A 12,103-nucleotide genomic window follows, 5' to 3' on the forward strand; every position below is an offset into this window, starting at 1 on the left:
GTTGTCCCGGGCCGCCCGTGTCCCTTGCAATGGAGGGCATGGTCAGTCGTTGGCCCCGGCCATGTGGCGCGCGGCGATGTAGCCGAAGGTGATGGCCGGCCCGAGGGTGATGCCGCCGCCCGGATAGTTGCCGCCCATGATGCTGAGCGCATCGTTGCCGGCGGCATAGAGCCCGGCGATCGGCCGGCCTGCCTCGTCCAGCACGCGGGCATTCTCGTCGGTCTTGAGGCCGGCGAAGGTGCCCAGATCACCGATCACCAGCTTGACCGCGTAGAACGGGCCGTTCTCGACCGGCGCAACGCAGGGGTTGGGCTGGTGCTCGGGATCGCCGAGCGAGCGGTTGTAGGAGGTCGAGCCCTTGTGGAACTCCGGATCCTCGCCCTTGCGCGCATGCTCGTTGAAGGTGGCGACGGTCCGCTCGAGCTGCGCCGCGTCGGCGCCGATCTTCTCGGCGAGTTCGCGCAGGCTCTTGCCCTCGAACAGGTAGCCGGAGCGGATCAGGCCGCGATAGGGCACCGGCGCCGGCTTGACGAAGCCGAGGCCGTATTTGCGCAGCGTCTTGTGGTCGGCGATGAAATAGGCGCAGATCTCGCCGCCCTCGGCCTCGCAGGCCTTGCGCATCGCCTGGCAGAAGTCGTGGTAGGAATCCGCCTCGTTGACGAAGCGCTTGCCCGAACGCGTCACCGCGATGACGCCGGGCTTGGAGCGATCGACGAAATGCGGGAAGACGCCGAGCGTGCCGTCGCGGCGCGGGGGACGCGACACCGGCACCCAGGCCGCGTTGTTGGGCAGGTCGTCCTTGATGGCGGCACCCGCCGCAGCACCAAGGCGCAGGCCGTCGCCGGTATTGCCCGGAGGGGCCGGCGAGACGTGCTCATGGCCGGACGGGGAATGCGGGAACAGCTCCTTGCGGCGCACCGCGTCCTGCGGGAAGCCGCCGGCCGCCAGCACCACGCCCTTGCGGGCGGTGACTTCCACCGGCCCTTCCGCCGTGTCGACGATGGCGCCGGTGACGATGCCGCGCTCGTCGCGCAGCAGCTCGCGCACGCCGGCGCGGGTCCAGATCGGCACGTTCATGTCGAAGCAGGACTTGGCCAGCCGCGCGACCAGCGCGTTGCCGTTGACCAGCCGCATCGGCCGGCCGTGGAAGGCCATGTCCTTGAGGAACTTGATGAAGAGCTTCGCGACATAGAAGGCCGAGATCGGCGACTTGGTGACGCGGAAGAAGTGCAGCAGCTCCTTGCCCGAGCCGATCATCATGCCGAGGAAGGTGATCTCGGCGAGCGGTGGCCGCAGGCGCCGGATCTCCTTGCCGAGCTCCCGCCCGTCGAAGGGGCGGGCGACGATGGAGCGTCCGCCCGGCATGCCGCCCGGCGCATCGGGATGATAGTCGGCGAAGGTCGGGCCGAGGTCGAACTGCAGCGAGGTCTTCTCCTCGAAGAACTCGACTGCCTTGGGGCCGGCTTCCAGGAAGGCGTCGACGCGGGCCGGGTCGAAGAACGCCCCGGTCTCGTGCTCCAGATAGGTGCGGGCCTTCTCGGGCGAATCCTCGACGCCGGCGCGCTTGGCCGGACCGTTGCACGGGACCCACATCCACCCGCCGGAGCGGGCGGTGGTGCCGCCGAAGACCGGCTCCTTCTCCACCACCAGGACATCGAGCCGGCGGTGGGCGGCCGAGACGGCGCTGGCGAGGCCGCCGGCGCCCGATCCGACGACGAGAACGTCGCAGCTGTGCTTTTTCATCTTGCAGTTCCTTGAAAGGCGTGCGGATCAGGCCGCCAGATAGCCGCCGTCGACCGGCAGGATGGTGCCGGTCACGTAGCTGGACATGTCGGAGACGAGGAAGAGGACGGGGCCGACCAGTTCGTCCGGCTGGCCGGTCCGCCCGAGCGGCGTATGGGCCATGAACTTGCCGATGGCCGCATCGTTGCCGCGCGTGTGCTCGCTCATCTGCGTTTCGATGACGCCGGGGGCGATGGCATTCACCCTGACGCCGCGCGGGGCGAACTCGTGGGCCAGCGCCTTGGTGAACTGGCCGACGGCGCCCTTGCTGGCGATATAGGCGGAGATGCCGAAGCCGGCGGACAGCGACATGATCGAGGCGAGGTTGACGATTCGCCCGCCCGTCGCCTCCAGCTGCGCCGCGTAGGCCAGCACCATGTTGCGCGGCCCGTCGACATTGACGCGGAACGTCTGGTCCCACTCGCTCTCGAAGCCCGGATCGCCGAAACGGTGCCGCTTCAGGATGCCGGCATTGTTCACCAGGATGCGGGCATCGCCCAGCTCCGCGCGGGTCTTTTCGGCAAAGGCGCGGGCGGCCTCAAGGTCCGACACGTCGCACTGCCCGCCCAGCGATTTGACGCCCGCCTGCGCGGCAAGAGCGGCGGTTTCCGCGGCGGCGTCGGCGTTGATGTCGCAGACCGCGACATGCGCGCCGGCCCGTGCAAGACCCAGCGCAATCGCCCGGCCATTGCCCTGTCCCGCGCCCGTCACGATGGCGACGGAGCCTTCGACTCCAATCATGGGCCTCTCCCTAAATTAGTGTATTGCTAATCCGTTTGATTATAGATAACACTTGAGTTAGGCAAGCGGGAGGTTGAAAAAAGCCGAACGCTGGGCCGGGAGGCCGCCGGACGGCGCGGCAAACAAGATCAAAGAGACGCCCCGCATCGGGGCGCGTTAGGGAGGTCCTCATGAAGGCACGGCTCGCATCCGCCGCGTTGGCGGCTACCATGCTTACGGCTGCTCCGGCGCTCGCCGACAGCTACGACCTGCAGAGCGTTTTCGGCCTGCAGGTGCCCTCGATCGGCCAGAGCCCGGTCAAGTGGGCCGAGCGCGTCAAGCTGATGACCGACGGTGCCATCGACATCAAGGTGCACGGCGCGGGCGATTTCGTGCCGCCGTTCGAGGTGTTCGAGGCGGTCAGCAACGGCTCGATCCCGATGGGCTTCGACTGGATCGGTTACTGGGCGAGCTCCATTCCCGTCGCCAACCTTGTCGGCTCCATGCCCTTCGGCCCGACCCCGGACGTGGCGCTCGGCTGGATGTTCGAGGGCGGCGGTCTGGAGATCATCCAGAAGGCCTATGACCCGCATGGCGTGAAGATCATCCCGTGCCATCTGGTCGTGCCGGAGGCCGGCGGCTGGTTCAACAAGCAGATCAACACGGCCGAGGACTTCAAGGGCCTCAACATGCGCATCGCCGGCCTCGGCGGTCAGGCGCTGGCTCGTCTGGGCGCCAACACCCAGCTCGTGCCGGCCGGCGAGATCTTCGTGTCGCTCGAGACCGGCCGCATCGACGCGACCGAGTTCTCCGCGCCGCAGCTCGACATCGGCTTCGGCTTCGAGAAGGTCGCCAAGACCTACTACTTCCCGGGCTGGCACCAGCCGTCGAGCTGGGACTCCATCATCGTCAACATGGACGTGTGGAACGGTTTCACCGAAGGCCAGCAGCAGATCATGATCGAGGCCTGCAAGGCCAACATCACGGCGAACCTCGGCGACCAGATCCACCAGCAGGCCGTGGCCATCGGCAAGATCCGCGACGCGGGCGTCGAGATCAAGCGCTTCCCCGACGAGGTTCTGGTGGCGCTGCGTGCCGCCTCCCAGGAAGTGATGGCCGAGGAAGCCGCCAAGGATCCGATCTTCAAGGAGGCGCTCGACTCGCTCAACGCCTATATCGAGCGCGTCGGCGAGTGGGGCGAGCTGCAGGCCCTGCCGCGCTGATCTCCCTGATTTCTCGGAAACACAACGGAGCGGACGGCATCCTCATGAAGGGTGCCGTCCTTTCGCAATGATACGCCGTGCAAGCCTACGGAGGTCGCCGTGTCCGAACTGAGCCGCAAGGCGGGGGAGGTTCTCGCCTTTCCCGGCAAGATCGTCGGATGGCTGGTGTTGCCGCTGATCGTGTCCGTCTGCGCCGGGGTGCTCGCCGCCAAGCTCGGCGTCAACCGTCTCGCCGACTGGGGTGCCAGCATTCCGCTGTTCGACACCGGCATCACCGTCAACACGCTGCTCGACCTGCAATGGCATGTCTTCGCGCTTGTCGTGCTGTTCGGCGGCGTCTACGCCTATCGCGACCGCAGCCATGTCAGCGTCGACTTCATGGCCTCGAACTTCTCGCCCCGCACGCGGGCCATCGTCGATCTGGTCTGCGACCTCATCTTCCTGCTGCCCTTCTGCGCCATCGTCGTCTGGTTCGGCACGCGCTTCGCCCACCGGGCCTATGTCACCGGCGAGGGCTCCACCTATGGCGGCATGATCGACCGCTGGATGATCAAGGCCTGCATCCCGATCGCCTTCTCGCTGCTCGGGCTTGCTGCCGTGAACCGCATGATCGGCACCCTGATCGCACTGGTGCGCGGCGACTTTTCTTCCAAGGACAAGAAGGGCTCGTGATGGAAGACGCTTTCTGGCCGCTGCTGATGCTGCTCGGGCTGATGGGCGGCATCTTCGCGGGCTATCCCGTCGCCTTCGTCCTCGGTGGCATCGGCATTCTCTTCGCCGTCATGGCCGGCGTTCCGCTCGTCTTCCTGTCGACGACGGTGGCGCGCATCTATTCCGGCACGCTGACCAACTGGCTGCTGATCGCCATCCCGCTCTTCGTCTTCATGGGGCTGATGCTGGAGCGCTCCGGCGTTGCCGAGCGGCTGCTGAAGTCGCTGGCCTCGGTGTTTCGCGGCATGCCCGGCGGCTACGCCTTCGCGGTCGCCATCATCGGCGTGGTCATGGCCGCCTCGACCGGCATCATCGGCGCCTCCGTGGTGCTGATGGGCATGATGGCGCTGCCGACCATGCTGCAGAACCGCTACGATCCGAAGATCTCCACCGGCCTCATCGCCGCCAGCGGCACGCTCGGCATCCTCATCCCGCCGAGCATCATGCTCATCGTACTTGGCGACCAGCTGCGCGTGTCGGTCGGCGACCTGTTCATGGCGGCGGTCGGGCCGGGCCTGCTGCTCGGCGCGCTCTACATCCTCTATCTGGTCGGCGTCGCCGTCTTCCAGCCGCACCGCATGCCGCCGGCCGAGGTCGCCGACCCGCAGCCTTTCTGGCGGGCGGCCGGAACGCTGGCGCTCGACCTGCTGGCGCCGGTGCTGCTGATCGTCTCGGTGCTCGGCACCATCGTTGCGGGCATCGCCACGCCGACCGAGTCCGCCGCCATCGGCGCGCTGGGCGCCATGGTGCTGGCGCTGGTCTCGCGCCAGCTCGACTGGGCAACGCTCTATGCGGCGCTGCGCGACACCACCAAGACCACCGCGATGATCATCTTCGTGATGCTCGGCGCGACCGTCTTCTCCGTGGTCTTCCGCAAGCTCGGCGGCGATGCGCTGATCGCCGACATGTTCTCGGTGCACGAAGGCAACCCTTATGTCGTGATCATCATGATCATGGCGCTGGTCTTCGTCCTCGGTTTCTTTCTCGAGTGGGTCGAGATCACGCTGGTGGTGGTGCCCATCGTTGCCCCCGTGGTGGCCGGGCTCGACTTCGGCCTGACGCCGGAGCAGACGTTGATCTGGTTCGCCATCGCGCTGGCGGTCAACCTGCAGACCTCCTTCCTGACCCCGCCCTTCGGCTATGCGCTGTTCTACCTGCGCGGCATCGCGCCGGAGGGCGTTTCCATCGGCACGATCTATCGCGGCGTCATTCCTTTCGTGGTGCTGCAGATCACGGCGCTGGCCGCGGTGATCTATTGGCCGCAGGTCGCGCTCTACATTCCGCTCGCCCTGGCGAAATAGCCGTCAAGCCGCCGCCCGCCGGGTGGTGGCCGGACCAGTCCTCCCAAGCCGCCGGACCGGCGCTTCCGTCTTCGCACGGAAGCCGCTTGTCCGGCGCGGTCCGTTCCGGGGCAGGGTTTCAGGGGCGGGCAGGGGGCGCGACGCTGCCGCGCTCGACGAGGCCGACCGGCAGGATCGTCGCCTGCGGCACGCTCTCGTCCGGCCGCTCGATCAGCGACAGCAGCAGCCGGGCGGCGATGGCGCCGGCCTCGAATTGCTGGATGCGCACCGTCGTCAGCCCCGGCGGGATCAGCTCCAGGAGGGGCATGTCGTTGAAGCCGGTGATCGAGATGTCCTTCGGGCACGAGCGGCCGACCGACTGGAAGAAGGACAAGGCACCGAGCGCGAGACGGTCGTTGGCGCACAGCACCGCCGTGGTGCCGGGTGCGCGTGCGTGGATCTCGGCAGCGCAGCGCCGGCCTTCCTCTTCGTCGAAGCGCTCCGCCTCGGTGATCATCGTGTCGTCCGCGCCAAGGCCCGCCTCGTCCACCATCGCCTGGAACGCCTTGAGCCGCAGCCGTCCGGTGGACAGCTCCGCCGGGCCGGCCAGATGCGCGATCCTCCTGTGGCCCTGCCGGCGCAGGAGTTCGAAGACGAGACGGATGCCGTCCTCCTCGTCGTTGATCACGTAGGGAATGTCGGTTTCCTCGATGCGCCGGTTCAGCGTCACGACGGGCAGGCCCTGGCGTGCGGCCTCGACGATGCCCGGATCGCTGCGCAGCACGGCGGTGTGGATGATGCCGTCGACGCCGCGCTCCTGCAGGATCTCCACCAGCCGCTCCTCGCGCCGCGGCTGGCTGTCGGTGTTGACCAGGATCGAGGCGTAGCCGGCCGCCTCCATCACGCTCTCGATGCCGCGCACGATGGGCGGGAAGATCATGTTGGTGATGTCGGGGATCATCACCCCGACCGTCATGGTCTTCTGCTTGCGCAGGCTGAAGGCGACGCGGTTGGGCCGGTAACCTAGCGTGCGGGCCGCTTCGCGCACCCGCTCCACCACTTCCTCCGACAGCGACGAGCGGGAGGAGGCGTCCAGCGCCCTGGAGACGGTCGAGGGATGCACGCCGGTCGCCCGGGCGATGTCCTTGAGTGTGGGCCGTTTTCTCATGTCGCGCGCTGCCTGGTTGCGATCCTCTTTCCTGATATACCGGCCGAGGGGCGCTTCTGCAATCGATTGCACATTCCATATTGACGCATGCGAAATCGGGTGATAGCCATATGCAATCGATTGCGTAAATCGCATCGTTCGATGGCTGTCGTGCCGCGCGCGCAAGCGGCCGAGCAGGCCCTTCGGGGCTGGCCGACGCCATCATGAGACTTGCAGCTTTGCCGCAAAGGCCTTCGGGCCGGCGACGGGCGGGCATTTCGACACGCGGTGCCGCGACGGAGGAGGTCGCGGCCGGCATCTCCCGGATCCAGGACGGACAAATAGGGATCCGGCACAGGCAGGTGAAGATGTGCAATCGATTGCATAAGGCTTCCGGACGGGAAGCCGCTGGCAATCGGGGCGCATGGGACCTGCCGCATCTGCAAGCCCGCGGCCCATCGGTCGCGGCATGGGAGGAGGAAACCATGAAACATCTGACTGCGCTTTGCGGCGCGGCCGCCCTTCTGCTCGCCGGTACGGCGTATGCGCAGGATACGGCACCGCTCAAGATCGGCGCCTCGCTGCCGCTGACGGGCAATTTCTCGATTGCCGGGGCCAAGCACCGGGCCGGCTACGAGCTGTGCATCGACATGATCAACGAGCGCGGCGGCATTCTCGGCCGCAACGTCGAGCTGGTCGTCTCCGACAACCGCTCCGACCCGGCCACCGCGATCAACCAGTACGAGCGCTTCATCAATGTCGACGGGGTGGAGGCGGTCTACGGCACCTTCTCCTCGCGCCTGTCGTTCCCCGTCGCCAACATCCTTGCGAAGAACAACATGGTGCACCCGCTGCCGGCCGGCGGCGCGCTGCGCATCTACACGCAGGGCCACAAGAACATCTTCTACTTCCAGCCGAATGCGGCCGAATATGTCGGCGCCTCGCTGGCCGGCGTGATCCGCGACCTGGTGCCGGAGGGCGAACGCCCGAAGACGGCGGCCGTGATCTCCGCCGACGACTTCTTCGCCAACGGCGTGTGGGCGGGCCTCCTCGGCGAGAAGGTGATGGACCCGGCCGACGGCAGCGAGGTCGCCGATCTCGCTCCCGGCTATCTGGCCGACAGCGGCATTAAGGTCGTGTTCTCCGAGCGCTGGCCGGAAGAGGGCTTCAACGACTGGCTCAACCTCGCCAACCAGGTGAAGCGCGCCAATCCGGACCTCATCATCGGCCTGACCGCCTCCGCCGAGGAGGCCGTCCAGCTGACCCGCGCGCTGAAGACCGTCCGGGCGACCCCGAAGATGGTCTATTTCAGCCAGGGCACCCAGGCCGAGTTCCTGGAAGGCACCGGCGCCAGCGCCGAAGGCGTCTTGGTCCACACCTCCTGGCACAAGGACGCGCCCTTCGAGGCGGTGCTCGGCGGCCAGCCCTTCTCCAATCTCGACTTCGTGGCGGCCTATCAGGAGCGCTTCGGCGAGGTTCCGGACGAGGACGCGGCCATTCCCTTCGCCGTCTGCCAGGGTATCGAACAGGCGATCCTGGGCGCCGGCAGCACCGACAATGCGGCCATGGGCGAGTGGCTGTCCGCCCGCACCCGCGAGGAGCCGGTGCGCACGATCCTCGGCCGCTTCAACTGGGACGAACGGGGCCTTCCCGCCGACAAGCCGTTCCTGATGACCCAGTGGAACGACGGCGAGCTGCAGTTCGTCTACCCGACCGACGAGTTCGTCGGCGTCGACAAGCTGACCCACCCCAAGAACGGCTTCTGAGCCATCGCCTCTCCCTCCGGACCCGCGCAGTGGCGCGGGTCCGCCCGGACTGACGAAGAGGATTTCGCCATGCTTGAGGTCAAGGGCCTTTGCAAGCATTTCGGTGGCATTCGCGCCGTCGACGACTGCAACTTCACCGTCGAGCGCGGCTCGATCACCGCCTTGATCGGCCCCAACGGCGCCGGCAAGACCACCGCCTTCAACTGCATCAGCCGCACCACCCGCCCCACCAGCGGCGAGGTCTGGCTCGACGGCGAGCGCATCGACCAGCTGCGCCCGCACCGGATCACCCGTCTCGGCCTCAGCCGGACCTTCCAGATCAGCCGCAACCTTGCGGACATGACGGTGCTGGAAAACGTCATCGCCCAGTCCCGCGTGGAGGGCTGGCGGGACCTGTTCAAGCCGGCCATGAGCCCCTCGGAAATCGACAAGGCGATGGGCCTGCTCGACTTCCTCGGCATCACCCGCATCGCCCACGAGGACGGCTCCAACCTGTCCTATGGCCAGAAGAAGCTGATGGATCTGGCCGCGCTTCTGATGAGCGATCCGAAGATCATCCTGCTCGACGAACCGGCCGGCGGCGTCAACCCGTCGCTGCTGGAGGAGATCGTCGGCCATATCCGCCGGCTCAACGATCAGGGCCTCACCGTGCTCATCGTCGAGCACAACATGGACCTGATCATGCGCCTGTCCCACCGCATCGTCGTCATGGCGCAGGGCACCGTCATCGCCGACGGCCGCCCGGACGAGGTGCGCGAGAACCCGGCCGTCCTGGATGCCTATCTGGGCGGCGTTCTGGAGGAGGCTGCGTGATGGCCGAACTTCTCGAAGTCGAAAGCCTGACCGCAGGCTATGGCGACGGCCCGGCGATCCTCGACGGCGCCCATCTCACCGTCCAGCCCGGCAAGGTCCACTGCATCATCGGCCCCAACGGTGCCGGCAAGTCGACCTTGCTCAAGGCGATCTGCGGCATGCTGAAGATCCGCCAGGGCGACGTCCGCTTTCGCGGCCAGAGCCTCAAGGGGCTGCGGCCCGACCAGGTCCTGCGCCGCGGCATCTGCTTCGTGCCGCAGGAGCGGGCGCTGTTTCCCAAGATGACCGTGCGCGAGAACCTGCGCATGGGCGGCTATTCGCTCGCCGACAAGTCGGGGCTGGAGCGCCGCATCGACGAGATCGAGGAGCGCTTCCCGATCCTGCGCGAGCGCCGCGACCAGCATGCCGGCACCATGTCGGGCGGCCAGCAGCAGACGCTCGCCATGGCCCGCACCCTGATCATCAAGCCGGACATCGTCATGCTGGACGAGCCCTCGCTCGGCCTCGCGCCGAAGATCGTCCAGGAGATGTTCGACATCATGCGGGTGATGGCCTCGGAAGGCATCACGATCCTGCTCGTCGAGCAGAACGCCCTGATGGGGCTGAAGAATTCCGACTGGGGCGTCGTCCTCGACCTCGGCCGCACCCTGTTCGAGGGGCCGGCGGCCGACGTGCTCGCCGATCCCCGCATCCAGGAACTCTATCTCGGCGGCCGCAAGGCGGCCTGAGCGGGAGCAACACCATGGCAGACTTCATCCAGACCTTGATCCTGGGACTGGCGCTCGGCGGCGTTCTGGCGCTGATGGGCTCGGGCCTCAGCCTCGTCTTCGGCGTCATGCGCATCGTCAATCTCGCGCATCCCTCGCTCATCATCGCCGGCGCCTATATCGCCTATTGGGGCTTCCGGCTGTGGGGCATCGACCCGCTCGTCATGCTTCCGGTCGCGGCGGTGATCCTGGCGGCGATCGGCGTCGTTCTCTACCGCTTCGTCTTCGAGCGCGAGGCCCGCTCGGCCAAGTATTCGGAGATGACGGTGCTGCTCACCTTCGCCCTGGCGATGATGGTGGAAGGCGCCCTCGGCGGCATGTTCACCAACACCCAGCGCGTCACCTCGCCCTCCTATGCCACCGATGCGATCTTCATCGGCGACATCTTCATCCCCACCGGCCAGCTCTATGCGGGGCTCGCCTCGCTGGCGATCATCGGCGCTCTGGCGCTGTTCCTGAAATACTCGCGCTTCGGCTACGCGATCCGCGCCACCACGCAGAACCGCGAGGCGGCCGAGCTGCTCGGCGTCAACGTCAACCTGGTCAGCATGGCGAGCTTCGCCATCGGCATCGGCCTTGCCGGCGCGGCCGGGGCGCTCGTTTCCTTCGTCTTCTCCTTCTTCCCGGCCAAGCACTGGGAGTGGATCGCGGTGCTGATGTCGCTGGTCGTTCTCGGCGGCATGGGCTCGATCCTCGGCACCGTCCTTGCTGCGTTCATGCTCAGCGTGGTGGCCGCCTTCGTCGGCGACTACATCGGCTCGACCTGGTCGACGCTGACCTTCTTCCTCGCGCTGTTCCTCATCCTCCTGCTGAGGCCCCAGGGCCTGTTCGGCGAGAAACCGGAGCTGGCCTGATGACCATGTCCCTCGACCAGACCTCGTCCGTCCTTGCCGCGCGCAAGGCCCACAACGAGAAGCTTGCCGCCCGCGCCGACAAGACCCGCGCGGTGTGGTTCCCCTGGACGGTGCTTGCGCTGTTCATGGCGCTGCCGGCTCTGCAGTTCGTCGGCAACTACAACTATGTCCTGCACCTGGTGCTGTTCACGGCCTGCTACGTGACCATGGCCTCGGGCTGGAACATCCTCGGCGGCTTCACCGGCTATATCAGCCTCGGCCACAACGTCTTCTTCGCCATCGGCGGCTATTTCGCCGGCATGATCCTCGCGCGCTACGGCATCTCGACGATCCTGCTGGCACCGCTCGCCGGCGTTGTCTGCGCGGCCTTCGGCTACCTGATCGGCCGGGTGACGCTGAAGACGCGCGGTCCCAGCTTCATCATCTCCTCGCTCGCGCTGGTGATGATCGCCCGCATCCTGTTCGACCACTGGAGCTTCGTCGGCGGGGCCAACGGCGTCGCGCTGCCGGCGACCGAGCTGCCGCTGGCCTGGGCGAAGCTGCCCTACTATTACGCCTTCCTGGTGCTGGCCGCGTTCTCGGTCTGGGCCTCGTACAAGATCAAGCACTCCAAGTTCGGGCTCGGCCTGCGCGCCATCTCCAAGGACGAGATCAAGGCGGAAAGCGCCGGCATCGACACCCGCACCTACAAGGTCCTGGCCTTCGCCATCTCCGGCGCCTTCGTCGGCATGGCGGGTGCGATCTGGGGCGAATACCTCACCTACATCCGGCCCAACATCTTCCTGCTCATTCTCGTCAGCGTGAACATGGTCCTCATGTGCATCCTCGGCGGCAAGGGCACGGTCGCCGGTCCGGTGATCGGGGCGGTGCTGATCGTCGTCTTCAACGAGCTGTTCGTGGCAACGCTCGGCGCCTCGGAAATCAACATCCTGGCGACCGGCGCGGTGATGGCGCTCGCCCTGATGTTCTTTCCCCTCGGCATCGTCGGAACGCTGGCGCGCAGCGGCCGTCTGCCGCGCGTGCTGAACTGGGACTGAGCC

General features: G+C 67.0%; 11 protein-coding genes. 8 read left to right on the top strand and 3 right to left on the bottom strand.

The features are described from left to right. Positions 1-42 precede the first annotated feature (42 nt). Together GH266_RS19905 and GH266_RS19910 are read right to left on the bottom strand one after the other, a co-directional pair. Positions 43-1,743, bottom strand: a complete 1,701-nt coding sequence (locus GH266_RS19905) for an FAD-dependent oxidoreductase (RefSeq protein ID WP_158195379.1) — start codon at positions 1,741-1,743, stop codon at positions 43-45. 27 nt (positions 1,744-1,770) lie between these two features. Then, complete coding sequence (locus tag GH266_RS19910; RefSeq protein ID WP_158195380.1) at positions 1,771-2,523, bottom strand: SDR family NAD(P)-dependent oxidoreductase; 753 nt, start codon at positions 2,521-2,523, stop codon at positions 1,771-1,773. 170 nt (positions 2,524-2,693) lie between these two features. Here GH266_RS19910 and GH266_RS19915 point away from each other — a divergent pair, with 170 nt between their 5' ends. The 3 genes from GH266_RS19915 to GH266_RS19925 all read left to right on the top strand — a co-directional run bounded on the left by GH266_RS19915 (position 2,694) and on the right by GH266_RS19925 (position 5,737). Next, the gene (locus GH266_RS19915; protein ID WP_158195381.1) at positions 2,694-3,725 is read left to right on the top strand and encodes a TRAP transporter substrate-binding protein; all 1,032 of its coding nucleotides are present in this window, start codon (positions 2,694-2,696) and stop codon (positions 3,723-3,725) included. A 99-nt stretch (positions 3,726-3,824) separates the two neighbouring features. Further along, positions 3,825-4,397 carry a TRAP transporter small permease subunit gene (locus GH266_RS19920; protein WP_158195382.1) on the top strand — a complete coding sequence of 191 codons (573 nt, stop codon included), beginning with the start codon at positions 3,825-3,827 and terminating at the stop codon, positions 4,395-4,397. Beyond that, positions 4,397-5,737 (top strand): TRAP transporter large permease, encoded by a 1,341-nt coding sequence (locus GH266_RS19925; RefSeq protein ID WP_158195383.1) that lies wholly within the window; start codon positions 4,397-4,399, stop codon positions 5,735-5,737. The genes GH266_RS19920 and GH266_RS19925 overlap by 1 nt, the downstream gene beginning before the upstream one ends. 118 nt (positions 5,738-5,855) lie before the next feature. Here GH266_RS19925 and GH266_RS19930 read toward each other — a convergent pair whose 3' ends face one another. Next, complete coding sequence (locus GH266_RS19930) at positions 5,856-6,884, bottom strand: LacI family DNA-binding transcriptional regulator (protein ID WP_158195384.1); 1,029 nt, start codon at positions 6,882-6,884, stop codon at positions 5,856-5,858. Positions 6,885-7,348: 464 nt separating this feature from the next. Between GH266_RS19930 and GH266_RS19935 the strand changes: the two genes are divergently transcribed. The 5 genes from GH266_RS19935 (at position 7,349) to GH266_RS19955 (ending at position 12,100) form a co-directional block, all read left to right on the top strand. Next, the gene (locus tag GH266_RS19935; protein WP_158195385.1) at positions 7,349-8,629 is read left to right on the top strand and encodes an amino acid ABC transporter substrate-binding protein; all 1,281 of its coding nucleotides are present in this window, start codon (positions 7,349-7,351) and stop codon (positions 8,627-8,629) included. A 69-nt stretch (positions 8,630-8,698) separates the two neighbouring features. Then, positions 8,699-9,442 carry an ABC transporter ATP-binding protein gene (locus GH266_RS19940; RefSeq protein WP_158195386.1) on the top strand — a complete coding sequence of 248 codons (744 nt, stop codon included), beginning with the start codon at positions 8,699-8,701 and terminating at the stop codon, positions 9,440-9,442. Further along, positions 9,442-10,170, top strand: a complete 729-nt coding sequence (locus GH266_RS19945) for an ABC transporter ATP-binding protein (RefSeq protein WP_067221370.1) — start codon at positions 9,442-9,444, stop codon at positions 10,168-10,170. The genes GH266_RS19940 and GH266_RS19945 overlap by 1 nt, the downstream gene beginning before the upstream one ends. Positions 10,171-10,184: 14 nt before the next feature. Next, entirely contained in the window at positions 10,185-11,063 is an 879-nt protein-coding gene (locus tag GH266_RS19950; protein WP_158195387.1) for a branched-chain amino acid ABC transporter permease, read from the top strand. Continuing rightward, entirely contained in the window at positions 11,063-12,100 is a 1,038-nt protein-coding gene (locus tag GH266_RS19955) for a branched-chain amino acid ABC transporter permease (RefSeq protein WP_158195388.1), read from the top strand. The genes GH266_RS19950 and GH266_RS19955 overlap by 1 nt, the downstream gene beginning before the upstream one ends. The last annotated feature ends 3 nt before the right edge of the window (positions 12,101-12,103 follow it).

Source organism: Stappia indica (assembly GCF_009789575.1).
Taxonomy (GTDB): Bacteria; Pseudomonadota; Alphaproteobacteria; order Rhizobiales; family Stappiaceae; genus Stappia; species Stappia indica_A.

What these genes read in the sequence shown, in the direction of transcription:
- GH266_RS19905 (WP_158195379.1), bottom strand. Translation starts at nt 1,743, where the DNA reads ATGAAAAAGCACAGCTGCGACGTTCTCGTCGTCGGATCGGGCGCCGGC.
- GH266_RS19910 (WP_158195380.1), bottom strand. Translation starts at nt 2,523, where the DNA reads ATGATTGGAGTCGAAGGCTCCGTCGCCATCGTGACGGGCGCGGGACAG.
- GH266_RS19915 (WP_158195381.1), top strand. Translation starts at nt 2,694, where the DNA reads ATGAAGGCACGGCTCGCATCCGCCGCGTTGGCGGCTACCATGCTTACG.
- GH266_RS19925 (WP_158195383.1), top strand. Translation starts at nt 4,397, where the DNA reads ATGGAAGACGCTTTCTGGCCGCTGCTGATGCTGCTCGGGCTGATGGGC.
- GH266_RS19930 (WP_158195384.1), bottom strand. Translation starts at nt 6,884, where the DNA reads ATGAGAAAACGGCCCACACTCAAGGACATCGCCCGGGCGACCGGCGTG.
- GH266_RS19935 (WP_158195385.1), top strand. Translation starts at nt 7,349, where the DNA reads ATGAAACATCTGACTGCGCTTTGCGGCGCGGCCGCCCTTCTGCTCGCC.
- GH266_RS19940 (WP_158195386.1), top strand. Translation starts at nt 8,699, where the DNA reads ATGCTTGAGGTCAAGGGCCTTTGCAAGCATTTCGGTGGCATTCGCGCC.
- GH266_RS19945 (WP_067221370.1), top strand. Translation starts at nt 9,442, where the DNA reads ATGGCCGAACTTCTCGAAGTCGAAAGCCTGACCGCAGGCTATGGCGAC.
- GH266_RS19950 (WP_158195387.1), top strand. Translation starts at nt 10,185, where the DNA reads ATGGCAGACTTCATCCAGACCTTGATCCTGGGACTGGCGCTCGGCGGC.
- GH266_RS19955 (WP_158195388.1), top strand. Translation starts at nt 11,063, where the DNA reads ATGACCATGTCCCTCGACCAGACCTCGTCCGTCCTTGCCGCGCGCAAG.